This window comes from Spirillospora sp. NPDC127506, from assembly GCF_040302145.1.
Lineage (GTDB): Bacteria > Actinomycetota > Actinomycetes > Streptosporangiales > Streptosporangiaceae > Spirillospora.
In genome coordinates, this window is record NZ_JBEORG010000006.1 from 30,257 (window position 1) to 44,703 (window position 14,447).

Sequence of the window (14,447 nt, forward strand, 5' to 3'; positions counted from 1 at the left end):
GCGAGTCGTTGCGGGGGGAGGGGTCCTTCAGCCCTTGAGGATTTCCGCCGCTCCCGTCACGTCGTCGATCGAGCGGCTGCCCGGCCCGGTGTACTTCGCGCTCGGGCGGACGAGGCGTCCCGTGCGCTTCTGCTCCAGGATGTGCGCCGCCCAGCCGGCGGTGCGGCCGCAGGTGAACATGGCGGGCATCATCGCGGTGGGGACCTCGGCGAAGTCCAGGATGACCGCGGCCCAGAACTCGACGTTGGTCTCGATCGGGCGGTCCGGGCGGCGCTCGCGCAGCTCGGCGAGGGCGGCGTCCTCCAGCGCCTTGGCGGCCTCGAAGCGCGGCGCGCCCAGCTCCTTGGCGGTGCGGCGCAGCACGCGGGCGCGCGGGTCCTCGGCGCGGTAGACGCGGTGGCCGAAGCCCATCAGCCGCTCGCCGGAGTCGAGGATGTCGGTGACGACCTTGCGGGCGTCGCCGAGCTGCTCGACCTTCTCGATCATCGGCAGCACGCGGGCAGGCGCGCCGCCGTGCAGCGGGCCCGACATGGCGCCGATGGCGCCGGACATGCTGGCCGCGACGTCCGCCCCGGTGGAGGCGATCACCCGCGCGGTGAACGTGGAGGCGTTCATGCCGTGCTCGGCGGCGGAGACCCAGTACGCGTCGATGGCCCGGACGTGCTTGGGGTCGGGCTCACCGCGCCAGCGGACCATGAACCGCTCGGTGATGGTCGCGCACTCGTCGATCCGCTTCTGCGGGACCATCGGCACGCCGACGCCGCGCGCCGACTGCGCCACGAACGACAGCGCCGTCACCGACACGCGGGCGAGGTCGGCGCGGGCCTCCTCGTCGGAGATGTCGAGCAGCGGCCGCATCCCGTAGGCGGTGGCGAGCGTGGGGAGCGCGCTCTGCACGTCCACCCGCACGTCGCCGGAGGTGACCGGGAGCAGATGCGGGTCCGCCGGGGCCAGCCCGGGAGTGAAGCTGTTGTCCACCAGCAGCCCCCAGGCGTCGCCGAAGGAGACGCGGCCGACGAGCTCCTCGATGTCGACGCCCCGGTAGCGGAGGGCGCCGCCCTCCTTGTCCGGTTCGGCGATCTCGGTCTCGAAGGCCACGACCCCCTCAAGACCGGGTTTGAAGTCGGACATGTCGTCCTGCCTTTCGTCCCCAAGAGTGATAAGGCGGTGCCGTGCCATTGAACCCTGTCCGCCTTACTGACCAGTACCCAGGGGTCATGCCCGTTGCACAACCTCCAGGTGAGAGGCTCTGACGCTGTGAGTTCCCCAACGCCCGATCCCGCGCGGCTCCGGAGATCTTACGAGTCGGGCGAATTGTCCGAGTCGGCGCTCCCCTCCGATCCGCTCGCGCTGTTCGCCGCGTGGTTCGCCGACGTGCACGCCTCCGGGCTCGTCGAACCGAACGCGATGGTGCTCGCGACCGCGTCCGCCGACGGCGCGCCGAGCGCCCGGCTCGTCCTGCTGAAGGGCTACGGGCCGCAGGGATTCCGCTTCTTCACGAACCTCACGTCCCGCAAGGGGCGCGATCTCGCCGAGAACCCGCGCGCGGCCCTGGTGTTCCCCTGGCACCCGCTCTACCGGCAGGTGCGGGTGGAGGGCCCGGTGACCGAGCTGACCCGGGACGAGTCGGCCGCCTACTTCCGCACGCGCCCGTACGGCTCGCGCCTCGGCGCCTGGGCCAGCGAGCGCCAGTCGAGCGTCATCCCGGGCCGCGACGTGCTGGAACGCGCCTACGCCGCGGCCGCCGAGCGCTGGCCGGATCCGGCCGCGGGCCAGCCGCCGGGGGCGCCCGGCGAGGAGGGCTCCGACGTCGTCCCCCTGCCCGACTTCTGGGGCGGCTACCGCGTCGTCCCGGAATCGATCGAGTTCTGGCAGGGCCGCCGCGACCGGCTCCACGACCGGATCCGCTACCGCCGCGAAGTATTTCCGGGGGGTGCGGACGACCACGGCCCCTGGACGGCCGACAGACTGTCCCCGTGACATCGGAACAGCAGCCGTCCCCCGCTGACGCTCCTGACGCCGTCGCCGAGTCCGCTGCCGCCCCCAGGGAGGAGGAGAAGCCCCCGGAGCCTCGCGGATCGGTGCGCGGCCGGTTGCGGCGGATGGCCATCGACACGCGGCCGCTCGGGATCCCCGCGTACCGGCGGCTGTGGCTGGGGCAGGGCGTCTCGTTCGTCGGGTTCCAGGTCACCGCCGTGGCCGTCCCGGTCCAGGTGTACGACATGACGAAGTCGTCGCTGTGGGTCGGGGTGCTCGGCTTCGTCAACCTCGTCCCGCTGATCGTGTTCGGGCTCTGGGGCGGGGCGATCGCCGACCACATGGACCGGCGCAGGCTGCTGTTCGCCTCGTCCTGCGTGATGTGGGCGGCGACGCTGCTGCTGCTCGTCCAGGCGCTGCTGGGCATCGGCAGCCTCGCCCTGATCATGGGCGTGGTGGCGATCCAGGCGATCGGGTTCGCGGTGGCCTCGCCGACCCGCAGCGCGATCGTCCCCAGGCTGGTCGACCGGACGCTCGTCCCCGCGGCCAACACCCTCAACTTCACCGCCAGCCAGTTCGGGATGCTGGCGGGGCCGCTGTTCGCCGGCGTGCTCCTCGCCCACTGGCACTACGCCGCGGCCTACGCGCTCGACGCCGTGCTGTTCACCGTCGTGCTGTACGCGGCGCTGCGGCTGCCGCCGATCCCGCCGCTCGGCGACGTCACCGGCGCGCCCGGCCTGCGGTCGGTGATCGACGGGCTGCACTACCTGGCCACGCAGCCGGTGCTGCTGATGTCGTTCGTCGTGGACATCATCGCGATGGCGATCGCGATGCCCCGCGCCCTGTTCCCCGAAGTGGCCGAGACCCGGTTCGGCGGCGGCGGCGCGGTCGGCTGGCTGTTCGCCGCCATCGCGATTGGAGCGTTCCTCGGCGGGCTGTCGTCCGGCTGGATCGGGCGGGTCCGCAAGCAGGGCATCGCGCTCGTCGTGTCGATCGTCGTCTGGGGGCTCGCCGTGGCCGCCGCCGGGCTCGCCGGGCGGCTGTGGCTCGCGGTGGTGCTGCTCGCCGTGGGCGGCGCGGCCGACCTCGTGTCGGCGGTGTTCCGCCAGTCGATGCTGCAGACCTACGCGCCGGACAAGCTGCGCGGGCGGCTCCAAGGGGTGTTCACCGTCGTCGTCGCGGGCGGCCCCCGGCTCGGGGACGTGCGGGCCGGCGCGACCGCGAGCGTCGCCGGCGCCACCGCGTCCTGGGTGGGCGGCGGCCTGGCCTGCGCCGCGCTGGTGATCCTCGCCGCGCTCGCCGTCCCGGCGCTGCTCCGCTACGACGTCAGGACGACCGAGACCGTCTCGGTGGAGGACTGAGCGGCGGGACCGAGCGGCGGGACCGAGCGGCGGCCGCGGCTCAGCGCAGCGCCGCGGCGGCGATCTCCAGGTCGTGCAGGAGGCCCGCGTAGGTCTCGTCGCGGTCCTCGGCGCGCAGGACGGCGGACGGGTGGATCGTCGCGAGCAGCCGCGCCTCGGCCTGCTCGGGCGGCGCGCCTTCGACCTGCCGCGCGGCGGCCGGGGTGCCGATCGTCTCCAGGTCGGGCATCGGCATGAGCACCCCGCGCTGCTTCGTCACCCGGAACGACGAGCCGAGCAGCGCCCTGCCCGCCGTGGCGCCCAGCGCGACGACGACGTCCGGGTCCAGGACGCGCAGCTCGGCCAGCAGCCAGGGCCGGCACGCGCGCATCTCGGCCGCGTTCGGGGCCTCGTGGATGCGCCGCTTGCCGCCCTCCTGCCGCTTGAACTTGAAGTGCTTGACGGCGTTGGTGACGTAGACGTCGCCGCGCTCGATGCCCGCCTCCTCCAGCGCCCGGTCGAGGACGCGTCCGGCGGGGCCGACGAACGGGCGGCCCCGGCGGTCCTCCTGGTCGCCGGGCTGCTCGCCGATCAGCATGACCCGTCCGCCCGGCGAGCCCTCCCCGAACACGGTCTGCGTGGCGTCCTCGTGGAGGCGGCAGCCCCGGCAGCCGGCCGCCGCGCGCCGCAGCGCCTCCAGATCGGCGCGCTCGGCGGGGGGCCCGGGCAGGAACGGCTCCGCGTCCTGGGAAGGTTTCGCGTTCATCTTGCGTTCCCCCTACCCGGCTTCGGGTGATATTCGCGGGGCCCGGCGGGGCGGGGTCCGAGCAAGTAGACTCGATGGCCATAAGACTGGAGGGAGCTGTGACCTCACACGGCCTTATCGATACCACGGAGATGTACCTCCGGACGGTTTTCGAGCTCGAAGAGGAGGGGATCATTCCCCTTCGCGCGCGCATCGCGGAGCGGCTCTCCCAGAGCGGCCCGACGGTGAGCCAGACGGTCGCGCGGATGGAGCGCGACGGCCTGCTCCGGGTCGAGGGCGATCGGCACCTCACGCTGACCGAGAGCGGTCGCGGTCTCGCCACGCGCGTCATGCGCAAGCACCGCCTCGCCGAATGCCTGCTGGTCAACGTCATCGGGCTGCCCTGGGAGGACGTCCACATCGAGGCGTGCCGGTGGGAGCACGTCATGTCGGAGGACGTCGAGCGCCGCCTCGTGGCGCTGCTGGACAACCCGACCACCTGCCCGCACGGCAACCCGATCCCCGGCCTGGACGAGCTGGGCGGGCACGGCGACGACGGCGACCACGCGCCGCTGTCGGTGATGACCGCGGTGGCGAGCCCCGCCGGCGCGGAGGCGGTGATCCGGCGGATCAGCGAGCAGGTGCAGAGCGACAGCGACCTGATGCTTAGACTCAAGCAGATAGGGATACAACCGGGACGAGAGGTGATTCTCCGGGCGACCGATGACGGGGTACGGGTGATCAGTGACGACGAGGACGAGGGGCCCGCGACGGAGCTGCCGCGCGACATCGCCGAACACGTCTTCGTCAGCAGGCGCTGACACGGTCGGCGTGCGCGCACCGGCCCCGGCGGTCTATACCGAAGATCTCCATACCAGGGCGCCTTTCGGGCGTATCCCGGCGGCGGGTTCGTCGTTCAATACGACGAGGCGAACTCATGCGGCGGCCGTTCCAGCGCGCCCGGTGACCACCGGGAGGGGGACGGCGACCGCCGGCAGGATCGGGATGGGGAGATGAACCACTGGGGGGAAGCGCCTGACGAGGCGCGTCTGCCACCCGAGACCGTCCTCAGCCAGATGGAGATGGCGGTCATCGTCTGCGACCGCTTCAGCAACGTCATCTACGGCAACGCCTTCGCGCGCCAGCTGTTCGGGTTCGGCGGCGACGACATCATCGGCCACTCGATCCTCTCCCTCGGGATCGCCGAGGAGGACCACGAGCAGGCGACGGAGCTGGCCAAGCACGTCCTCAAGGGCGGCGTCTGGGAGGGCACGTTCTGCAACCTGCGCTCCGACGGCACCACCGTGTACACGCGGGCGCACGCGGTGCCGCTGCGGCACCCGTCCGGCGCGGTCGACGGCGTGGTCATCTTCGCGCGGGAGGCGCTCCGCTCCAACCAGCGCGAGCAGGAGCGCTACGGGCTCCTGGAGCGGATCGGCGAGCGGCTCGCCGGGTCCCTGGAGCTGGAGGACACCCTCCGCCGCGTCTCCGACACGCTCGTCCCGCAGTTCGCCGACCACTGCTTCATCGACCTGTACAGCGGCGACCGGCTCTACCGCCGGGTGTCGCGGCACGCCGGGGGCTGGGAGCCGCCGCCCGGCACCTGGGCGGAGGTCGGCGAGCCCGTCTCCTACCCGCCCGGCCACTTCAGCGCCAAGGCGATGGACCGCCGCGACGCAGTCCTCGTCGAGGACATGGTCCAGCACCGGTTCGACGCGCCCACCGAGTCGTCCAAGCGGCTCGGCGTCGAGATGGGCATCACCTCGGTGATCTCCGCGCCGCTGCTGGTGCGCGGCGAGCTGCTCGGCGTCATGTGCCTCGCGCTGTCGAACCTGACCAAGCGGCCCGACCCGCACTACGACGGCTTCGACCGCGACCTGCTCGGCGCGATCGCCAGCCGGGTCGCGCTCGCCGTCGACAACGCGCTGCTGTTCGAGGAGGAGCGCGACACCGCGCTCGCCTTCCAGAAGCACCTGCTGCCCGGTGACCGGCCGCCCGCGCTGGACGGCCTGCAGATCGCCTGGCGGTACGAGCCGGCCCGCCCGCTGGAGTCGCACGGGCACGGCATCCAGACGCAGGTCGGCGGCGACTGGTACGACGTGATCCCGCTGTCGGCGGGGCGGGTCGGCCTCGTCATCGGCGACGTCGAGGGGCGCGGCGCGCGCGCCGCCGCCGTCATGGGGCAGCTGCGGGCCGCGCTGCGGGCGTTCGCGCAGGACGACAAGCCGCCCGCCGACATACTGCGCAAGCTCGACGAGTGGGTCCGGACGATGACGCGCCCCGAGCGGATGCGGTCCGGGTGGAACAGCGACGACCTCGTCCGCCCGCCGCTCGTGTCGTGCACCTACTTCGTGTACGACGCGTGGTCGCGGGTCCTCGAGTTCGCCAACGCCGGGCACGACCCGCCGCTCCTCATCGTGGACGGCGAGGTCCGCGAGCTGGAGTTCGAGAGCGAGGGCGGCATGCTCGGCCTGCGCGCCCCCGGCATGGGCGGCGAGATCCTCTTCAACGAGGAGACGACCGAGCTCAAACCGGGCTCCACGCTCGTCCTCTACACCGACGGGCTCATCGACCGGCGGCCCCGGGACGACGGCGACTACTACACCCGCGAGGAGTCGCGGGAGATGGTCCGCACCGCCGTCGCGAAGGCGGCGGGCGGCGGCGTCGAGGCGGTCGCGAACGCCGCCTACGACGCGGTGCCCGGCGACATCGACGACGACGTCGCGATCGTCGTGATCCGCACCGCGGGCGACGAGCTGGCCGTCGAGGAGCGCACCTTCACCGCCGAGCCGATCATGGTGTCGGAGGCGCGCCGGATGGCCGCCGACACGTTCGCCGGCTGGGGGATGCTCGACGAGCAGGCCGAGCTCGCGTGCCTGCTGGTGTCCGAGGTCGTCACGAACGTCGTCCTGCACGCCGCCGCGACGCCCACGCCGCGCCGCGAGATGGTCGTCCCGGTGCCCGCCGGCCCGCCCGGCCGGGGCGGCGAGCCGCTCGGCGCGCCGCCGCCCGTGCAGTTCAACACCGAGTTCGGCGGCGGCGTGGAGGACGACCCGTTCGACCGCTTCGACGGGCAGGACTTCAACGAGGACGACTGGAACCTCGGCGCCGACCTCGGCCGCCGCGAGCCGCCGACCAAGGACTTCCGGCTCCGGCTGCGCCGCGGCGCCGACACGGTGTGGGTGGAGGTGTTCGACTCCGACATGCGCCTGCCGCGCATCCGCAGCGCCGGCGAGACCGACGAGGGCGGCCGCGGGCTCTACCTGGTCGACCAGCTCGCCACCCGGTGGGGCGCCCGGCCGACGCCGGACGGCAAGGCCGTCTGGTTCGAGCTGCCGCTGACGCCGTAGCCGTGCGCGCCTGGGTGGTGGAGAAGCCGTCCCCGATCGCGTCGGGGCCGCTGCGCCGCGCCGACCGCGAGGTGCCCTCCCCGGGCCCCGGGGAGCTGCTCGTGCGGGTGCTGGCGTGCGGGGTGTGCCGGACGGACCTGCACGTCGCCGAAGGCGACCTGCCCGTCCACCTGCCGGGGGTGACGCCCGGCCACGAGATCGTCGGCGAGGTCGTCTCCGCCGGCCCCGGGTGCCTGCACGGCGCCGGCGACCGGGTCGGGGTGGCGTGGCTGCGCGGGACGTGCGGCGCGTGCCGGTTCTGCCGGCGCGGCGCCGAGAACCTGTGCCCGCGGTCGGTCTACACCGGCTGGGACGCGCACGGCGGGTACGCCGAGTACGCGCTGGCCGTGGACGCCTACACCTACGCGCTGCCGCCCGAGCTGGACGACGTCCGGGCCGCGCCGCTGCTGTGCGCCGGCATCATCGGCTACCGGGCGCTGCGGCGCGCGGCGCTGCCGCCGGGCGGGCGGCTCGGCATCTGGGGGTTCGGCGGGTCCGCGCACCTGGCCGCGCAGATCGCCCTCGCGGAGGGCGCCGACGTGCACGTCTTCACCCGCAGCCCGGCCGCCCGCGAGCTGGCCCGGGAGCTGGGGGCCTCGTGGGCGGGCGACTCGTTCGACGCCGCTCCCGCGCCGCTGGACTCGGCGATCGTCTTCGCGCCGGCGGGGGAGCTGGTGGCGGCCGCGCTGGAGCGGCTCGACCGCGGCGGGACGTGCGCGATCGCCGGCATCCACCTCAGCGACGTCCCGGCGCTGGACTACCAGCGGTACCTGTTCCAGGAGCGCCAGGTCAGGTCGGTGACGGCGAACACCCGCGCGGACGGCGAGGAGTTCCTGACGCTGGCCGCGCGGCTGGACCTCGCCGTCACGACCCGCCCGTACGGGCTGGACGAGGCCGACCGTGCGCTGGCCGACCTCGCCGCAGACCGCTTCACCGGCGCCGCCGTCCTCGTCCCCTGATCGGGGGAGTTCCGGGCCGCCCGCCGGCGAAGTCGCCGGGTGCTCAGGGGATCGGTTCGGCGGCGACGTGGGCCCACGTCTGGGTGAACCACAGCTCGCCGCCGATGATGCGCGGTTTCGCGCCGGTCTTGGGGCCGCCGTCGACCTCGTCGATGAGGGCCTCGCGGATGCGGTCGGCGGTGGCGTCGTCGCAGGCGCCGGCGAGCCACGGCTCGATGGGGCGTTCCACGGTGAACACGTCCAGCCGCCGGATGCTGCCGCCCGCCGAGGTGATCATCTCGGTGAGCCGGGCGATGGACGGGGTGCCGGGGTGGTCGGGGTCGCGGAGCCGCTGGATCCGGTCGCGTTCGGGGCCGGCGAGGTTGCCGCGGACGAGGTCGGCGATGACCACCCGTCCGTCCGGGCGGCACACCCGCAGCAGCTCGCGCAGCACGCCGTCGGGGTCGCCCAGGGTGTAGAGGGAGAACCGGGCCGTGACGAGGGAGAACGAGTTGTCCCGGTAGGGCAGCGCGGTGGCGTCCGCCTTGATGGTCGGGCGGTCGGGGCCGATGGGGTGCCGTACGCGGTCCTCGCGGGTCGCGGCGGCCGGGAGCGCGTCGCCGTCCGGTCCGCCGTCCGGTCCGCCCTCGCCGGTGATGCGGACGGGGCCGGTGCCGAACTCGATCGTCGACATGCGTCCGGACGCGCCGGCGCGGGCGGGCGGCTCGGGCATCGCGTCCACCGCGGTCACGTGCCGGACCCGGGGGGACAGCGCGGCGGGCATCGGGCCGCGGCCCCGCGCGACGTCCAGGCAGACGTCGTCGCGGCCGGGCTCGACGAACTCCAGCAGGCGCCTCAGGTGCGGGGCGATGGTGCCGCCGCTGCGCTGGACGGCGGGCGCCGGTTGCGGCACGGGTGCACTCCCTCGGCTCGGGCCGGCTTCCCTGGTCGGGCGTCGCCGGGCGGGGCGTGAAGCCGGGTTTCGTCAGTTATGACTCACCGGCGGGGGAGGAAGTTCAGCCCGCCGCATGAGAATTTCCGAACCTTTCGCCCCGCGCCGGCTCACCCCTGCAGATGCCGCCCGTACAGCGCGAGGACGACGAGGACGAACACGGTGATCACCGCGACGCGGGTGGGCATGGGCACCCGCAGCCGGACCGCGGCCCAGCGCACGCAGAACGCGGCGAGCAGGGACACGACGACGAGGGCGAGGATGCCTTCCATGGGTCACCTTCCGAGCGGGGGGAGTGCCGCCTCTCTGCACGATAGACGTGTAAGGAACGGGTTACCCGCCGGTCGGCCGCCGGGGCGGGCCCGCTAACCTCACCTTTGTGGCAGATGCAAAGGAAGTAGACGGCCGGGACAAGGTCGACGGCATGATGACGAACCTGGCGCGCGGGCGGATCGCCCTCGGGCTCGCCGCCCTCGCCGCGCCGCGGCTGACCGTGAAGCTGATGGGGCTCGGCGGCGCCGCAGACCCGGGCCGCGACTACGTCGCCCGGATGTTCGCCGCCCGGGAGATCGCCCTCGGCGCCGGCTACCTGCTGAGCGACGACCACGGGCGGCGGCTGTGGGCGCGGCTCGGCCTCGCCGTCGACTCGCTCGACGTCGTGAGCGGGCTGAAGACCCGCGGAGCACTGCCGCTGTGGGTGACCGCGGGAGCGGTGGGCGTCGCCGCCGGCGCCGCCGGGGTCGGCGCCGCGAAGGTCGCCTCCGACCTCATGGGCTGACCCGCGGCTCCGGGACCGGGTGATCCCGCCCGGCCCCTGGGTAGACCCCCGCACGGGAACAGCGTCTTCCGGGCGGGGGCTGGGCATGACGACGGTCAGGGACGCGGCGCCGGACGAGCGGGCCATGCCGAAGGGCCGCGACCTGTACGTCATCCTCGGCGCGCTCATGCTCGCCATGCTGCTCGCCGCGCTCGACCAGACGATCGTGTCCACGGCGCTGCCCACGATCGTCAGCGACCTCGGCGGGCTCAACCACCTGTCGTGGGTCGTGACGGCGTACCTGCTCGCCTCGACGGCCTCGACGCCGCTGTGGGGCAAGCTCGGCGACCAGTACGGGCGCAAGCGGCTGTTCCAGGCGTCGATCGTCCTCTTCCTGATCGGGTCGGCGCTGTGCGGCCTGTCGCAGGACATGTTCGAGCTGATCCTGTTCCGCGCGCTGCAGGGGCTCGGCGGCGGCGGGCTGATGGTGCTCGTCGTCGCGATCGTCGGGGACGTGGTGCCGCCCCGCGAACGCGGCCGCTACCAGGGGCTGTTCGGCGCGGTGTTCGGCGTGTCCAGCGTGTGCGGGCCGCTGCTCGGCGGCTGGTTCGTCGACAACCTGTCGTGGCGCTGGGTCTTCTACATCAACCTGCCGGTCGGCGTGCTGGCGCTCATCGTGATCGCCGCCGTGCTGCCCCGGACGGGCGAGCGGGAGCGGCACCGCATCGACTACCTCGGGACGCTGCTGATCGTCGGCTGGGCCGTCGGGCTGGTGCTGGTGACGACGTGGGGCGGGACGACGTACGCCTGGTCGTCCGCGCCGATCATCGGCCTCGCCGCCGCGTCGGTGGTCCTCATCGGGGTGTGGGTGCTCGTCGAGCGGCGCGCCGCCGAGCCCGTCCTGCCGCCGGCGCTGCTGGTGAACCGGGTGTTCGCGCTGGGCGCGGCGATCAGCTTCGCGGTCGGCTTCGCGATGTTCGGCGCGCTGACGTTCCTGCCGATCTTCCTGCAGGTCGTGCACGGGGTGTCGCCGACGCTGTCCGGGGTCTACCTGCTGCCGATGATGCTCGGCATGCTGGTCAGCTCGATCGGATCCGGGCAGCTGATCACCCGCTTCGGCCGCTACAAGGTCTTCCCGGTGGTCGGCACGCCGATGATCGCGGGCGCGCTGTACCTGCTGTCGAGGCTGGACGAGACGTCCTCCACCCTGGAGATGAGCCTGCGGTTCGCGCTGCTCGGGTTCGGGCTGGGGCTGGTCATGCAGGTGCTCGTCATCGCCGTCCAGAACGCCGTGTCCTACGAGGACCTCGGGTCGGCCACGTCCGGGGTGACGTTCTTCCGGCAGATCGGCGGGTCGTTCGGCGTCGCCGTGTTCGGCTCCATCTTCAGCAACCAGCTCGCCTCGCACGTCGAGAGCCTGGCGCCGGTGCTGCCGCCCGGGTTCGACCCGGCGGCCGTCCAGGGGAACCCCATTCTGCTCGACAGGTTCCCCGCCCAGGTGAAGAACGCCGTCCTGCACGCCTACGCGCAGTCGATCGACTCGGTGTTCCTGTGGGCCGTGCCGGTGGCGGCGTTCGCGTTCGTGCTGACCTGGTTCCTGCGCGAGGTCCCGCTGCGGGCGACCTCGCAGACGCGCGACTACGGCGAGGGCTTCGGCGCGGCGCCGACCGTCCGCTCGTCCAGGCACGAGATAGAGCGCGCCCTGAGCCAGCTGATGCGCCGGGACCCGAAGGCGGCCGAGCTCTACGGGCGCCTGGCCGGCCTGTGCGGGGTGCAGCTGCCGTTGGGCAGCGTGTGGGCGCTGTGCCGGATCGCCAAGGACGGCGAGGTCGCCCGGCAGGAGCTCGCCGACCGCGCCGGCGTGACGGTCGAGGAGGGACGCCCGTACATCGACCGGCTGGTCGAGGCGGGGTACGTCCAGCGCCGGGAGGGTACGCTCGCCATCACCGCGTCCGGCCGGCGCGTCGCGGACAGCCTCTTCACCGCTCGCCGCGAGGGGCTGTGCCGGCACGTGGAGGGCTGGGATCCCGAGGAGCACCCCGAGCTGGCGGACCTCCTCACCCGCCTGGCCGAGGCGTCCCTCGGCGACGACGCGGACGGCGAGCTGCTGCGGCCCGCGCCCGTCCACAGGACGTAGGCGGAGACTCAGCTCACATGGCGTTGCGCCATGATGGATGTAATCTCATACTGACTAACCGAATCTCACTCGGTTTCCGGGACGGAACCACCCCACAATTTGGAGGCGTAGTGGCCGAGGCGTACATCGTCGGCGCGGTCCGTACCCCCGTCGGTACCAAGAAGGGCGCCCTGAAGGACGTCCACCCGGCCGACCTCGGGGCCCACGTGCTCAAGGAGCTCGTGAACCGCACCGGCGTCGACCCTTCCGCGGTCGAGGACAACATCATGGGCTGCGTCATGCAGGTCGGCCCGCAGTCCCTCGACATCGCGCGCACCGCGTGGCTGTCGGCCGGGCTGCCGGACAGCGTGCCCGGCGTGACCATCGACCGGCAGTGCGGCTCGTCGCAGCAGGCGATCCACTTCGCCGCGCAGGGCGTGCTGTCCGGCACCCAGGACCTGGTCGTCGCCTCCGGTGTCGAGCAGATGGCCAAGGTGCCGATGGGCTCCAGCATCGTCAAGGGGATGGACTTCCCGTACGGCGAGGGCTGGGCCGAGCGGTACGGCATGCAGGAGATCTCCCAGTTCCGCGGCGCCGAGCTGATGGCCGAGAAGTGGGGCTTCACCCGCGAGGACCTGGAGAAGTTCGCGCTGGAGAGCCACCGGCGCGCCGCCAAGGCCATCGAGGCCGGCTACTTCGACCGGGAGATCGCCCCGATCAACGGGCTGTCCCACGACGAGGGCGCCCGCCCCGACACGACCCTGGAGAAGATGGCGGGCCTGAAGGTCCTGCGCGAGGGCGGCGTCATCACCGCGGCCGTCGCCTCGCAGATCTCCGTCGGCGCCTCCGCGCTGCTCATCGCGTCCGAAGAGGCCGTCAAGCGGCACAACCTGACCCCGCGCGCCCGCATCCACACGCTCGCGGTGTGCGGCTCCGACCCGGTCTACATGCTGACCGGCCCAATCCCGGCGACCGAGAAGGCCCTCGCCAAGTCCGGCCTGAAGGTCGACGACATCGACGTGTTCGAGGTCAACGAGGCGTTCGCCCCGGTCCCGCTGGCGTGGGCGCACGACACCGGCGCCTCGCTGGAGAAGACCAACCCCAACGGCGGCGCCATCGCGCTCGGCCACCCGCTCGGCGCGACCGGCGGCGTCCTCATGACCAAGCTCCTCCACGAGCTGGAGCGCACCGGCGGCCGCTACGGCCTGCAGACGATGTGCGAGGGCGGCGGCCAGGCCAACGCCACGATCATCGAGCGCCTCTGACCACGCCGTAGTCTGCCCCTGGAGCCGCGCTCCAGGGGCGGACGCCGTTCTCGACCGGGAAGAGGGGCATGTACGAGACGATCATCTACGCGGTGGACGAGCGGATCGCCCGCATCACCCTGAACCGCCCCGAGGCCCGCAACTCGCTCAGCGACCGGATGATCGGCGAGCTGCTGGACGCCTTCGACCGGGCGAAGGCCGACGACGGCGTGCGCGTCATCGTGCTGACGGGCGCGGGCGACCGGGCGTTCTGCGCGGGCGCCGACCTGGGCGGCCTCGGCGAGGCGCAGGCGGACGGCCGCTCCGTCGCCGACGCCTCCGCCATCCGCGAGAGCGCCCCGTTCCGGCTGTTCACGGCCTTCCCGCGGCTGGGCAAGCCGATCATCGCCCGCCTCGCCGGCCACGCCGTCGCGGGCGGCCTGGGCCTCGCCGCCGCCTGCGACCTGGTGATCGCCGCCGACGACGTCAAACTGGCCACCCCGGAGGTCAACGTCGGCCTCTGGCCCATGATGATCATGGCGATCATCAACCGGAACGTCGCCCCGAAGCACGCCTTCAAGCTCTACTACACGGGCGCCCGCATCACCGCCGCCGAGGGCCGCGACATCGGCCTGGTCACCGAGGCGGTCCCGCGCGCCGACCTGGACGCCCGCGTGGACGAGCTGGCGCGCGCCATCGCGTCCAAGAGCCCCGTGGGCCTGCGCCGCGGCCGCGACGCGTTCTTCGCGATCGAAGGCCGCCCCCTCGAAGACCAGGTGGCCCATCTCCTCGGCGAACTGGTCTCCCTGACCGCCACCGAAGACGCCAAGGAGGGCATAACCGCCTTCCTGGAAAACCGCCCCCCGAACTTCCAAGGCCGCTGACCCCTCAGTCTGCCTGCGGCGAGGTGGGTTGCCCACGAAGTCGGTTACGGCCGGCAGGGTCCGGACTTCCGGGGGCCGCTGCCCGCCGGAACGGGTGATACTTCG

Annotated in this window: 13 protein-coding genes; 9 read left to right on the forward strand and 4 right to left on the reverse strand. The window is 73.1% G+C overall.

The genetic code is table 11. The features are described from left to right. Positions 1-27: 27 nt before the first annotated feature. Positions 28-1,131, reverse strand: coding sequence for a citrate synthase 2 (locus tag ABTW95_RS08610; RefSeq protein ID WP_396451360.1), 1,104 nt, complete (start codon positions 1,129-1,131; stop codon positions 28-30). 183 nt (positions 1,132-1,314) lie between these two features. Between ABTW95_RS08610 and pdxH the strand changes: the two genes are divergently transcribed. Further along, on the forward strand, positions 1,315-1,980 hold the full coding sequence (gene pdxH, locus ABTW95_RS08615; RefSeq protein WP_396451362.1) for a pyridoxamine 5'-phosphate oxidase: 666 nt from the start codon (positions 1,315-1,317) through the stop codon (positions 1,978-1,980). A gap of 122 nt (positions 1,981-2,102) precedes the next feature. After that, positions 2,103-3,338 carry an MFS transporter gene (locus tag ABTW95_RS08620; protein WP_396451364.1) on the forward strand — a complete coding sequence of 412 codons (1,236 nt, stop codon included), beginning with the start codon at positions 2,103-2,105 and terminating at the stop codon, positions 3,336-3,338. A 40-nt stretch (positions 3,339-3,378) separates the two neighbouring features. Here the strand turns inward: ABTW95_RS08620 and ABTW95_RS08625 are convergent, their stop codons facing one another. Beyond that, entirely contained in the window at positions 3,379-4,083 is a 705-nt protein-coding gene (locus ABTW95_RS08625) for a UdgX family uracil-DNA binding protein (RefSeq protein WP_396451366.1), read from the reverse strand. 98 nt (positions 4,084-4,181) lie between these two features. Between ABTW95_RS08625 and ABTW95_RS08630 the strand changes: the two genes are divergently transcribed. The 3 genes from ABTW95_RS08630 to ABTW95_RS08640 all read left to right on the forward strand — a co-directional run bounded on the left by ABTW95_RS08630 (position 4,182) and on the right by ABTW95_RS08640 (position 8,410). Next, positions 4,182-4,883, forward strand: coding sequence for an iron-dependent transcriptional repressor DtxR (locus ABTW95_RS08630; RefSeq protein WP_396451368.1), 702 nt, complete (start codon positions 4,182-4,184; stop codon positions 4,881-4,883). Positions 4,884-5,075: 192 nt separating this feature from the next. Next, on the forward strand, positions 5,076-7,412 hold the full coding sequence (locus ABTW95_RS08635) for an ATP-binding SpoIIE family protein phosphatase (protein WP_500225731.1): 2,337 nt from the start codon (positions 5,076-5,078) through the stop codon (positions 7,410-7,412). A gap of 2 nt (positions 7,413-7,414) precedes the next feature. Beyond that, complete coding sequence (locus tag ABTW95_RS08640; protein ID WP_500225733.1) at positions 7,415-8,410, forward strand: zinc-dependent alcohol dehydrogenase family protein; 996 nt, start codon at positions 7,415-7,417, stop codon at positions 8,408-8,410. Between the two features lie 43 nt (positions 8,411-8,453). Here the strand turns inward: ABTW95_RS08640 and ABTW95_RS08645 are convergent, their stop codons facing one another. Further along, positions 8,454-9,302 carry a class I SAM-dependent methyltransferase gene (locus tag ABTW95_RS08645; RefSeq protein ID WP_396451374.1) on the reverse strand — a complete coding sequence of 283 codons (849 nt, stop codon included), beginning with the start codon at positions 9,300-9,302 and terminating at the stop codon, positions 8,454-8,456. A 149-nt stretch (positions 9,303-9,451) separates the two neighbouring features. Next, positions 9,452-9,613, reverse strand: a complete 162-nt coding sequence (locus tag ABTW95_RS08650) for a hypothetical protein (protein ID WP_396451376.1) — start codon at positions 9,611-9,613, stop codon at positions 9,452-9,454. Between the two features lie 107 nt (positions 9,614-9,720). Here ABTW95_RS08650 and ABTW95_RS08655 point away from each other — a divergent pair, with 107 nt between their 5' ends. The 4 genes from ABTW95_RS08655 to ABTW95_RS08670 all read left to right on the forward strand — a co-directional run bounded on the left by ABTW95_RS08655 (position 9,721) and on the right by ABTW95_RS08670 (position 14,342). Beyond that, the gene (locus tag ABTW95_RS08655; protein WP_396451377.1) at positions 9,721-10,119 is read left to right on the forward strand and encodes a hypothetical protein; all 399 of its coding nucleotides are present in this window, start codon (positions 9,721-9,723) and stop codon (positions 10,117-10,119) included. Between the two features lie 85 nt (positions 10,120-10,204). Continuing rightward, a complete protein-coding gene (locus ABTW95_RS08660) occupies positions 10,205-12,235 on the forward strand; it encodes an MFS transporter (protein ID WP_500225741.1) in 2,031 nt (676 codons plus the stop codon). Positions 12,236-12,345: 110 nt separating this feature from the next. Further along, positions 12,346-13,479 carry an acetyl-CoA C-acetyltransferase gene (locus ABTW95_RS08665; RefSeq protein WP_396451380.1) on the forward strand — a complete coding sequence of 378 codons (1,134 nt, stop codon included), beginning with the start codon at positions 12,346-12,348 and terminating at the stop codon, positions 13,477-13,479. Positions 13,480-13,547: 68 nt separating this feature from the next. Further along, a complete protein-coding gene (locus ABTW95_RS08670; RefSeq protein ID WP_500225744.1) occupies positions 13,548-14,342 on the forward strand; it encodes an enoyl-CoA hydratase/isomerase family protein in 795 nt (264 codons plus the stop codon). Positions 14,343-14,447 lie beyond the last annotated feature (105 nt).

What these genes read in the sequence shown, in the direction of transcription:
- ABTW95_RS08610 (WP_396451360.1), bottom strand. Translation starts at nt 1,131, where the DNA reads ATGTCCGACTTCAAACCCGGTCTTGAGGGGGTCGTGGCCTTCGAGACC.
- ABTW95_RS08620 (WP_396451364.1), top strand. Translation starts at nt 2,103, where the DNA reads ATGGCCATCGACACGCGGCCGCTCGGGATCCCCGCGTACCGGCGGCTG.
- ABTW95_RS08625 (WP_396451366.1), bottom strand. Translation starts at nt 4,083, where the DNA reads ATGAACGCGAAACCTTCCCAGGACGCGGAGCCGTTCCTGCCCGGGCCC.
- ABTW95_RS08635 (WP_500225731.1), top strand. Translation starts at nt 5,076, where the DNA reads ATGAACCACTGGGGGGAAGCGCCTGACGAGGCGCGTCTGCCACCCGAG.
- ABTW95_RS08650 (WP_396451376.1), bottom strand. Translation starts at nt 9,613, where the DNA reads ATGGAAGGCATCCTCGCCCTCGTCGTCGTGTCCCTGCTCGCCGCGTTC.
- ABTW95_RS08660 (WP_500225741.1), top strand. Translation starts at nt 10,205, where the DNA reads ATGACGACGGTCAGGGACGCGGCGCCGGACGAGCGGGCCATGCCGAAG.
- ABTW95_RS08670 (WP_500225744.1), top strand. Translation starts at nt 13,548, where the DNA reads ATGTACGAGACGATCATCTACGCGGTGGACGAGCGGATCGCCCGCATC.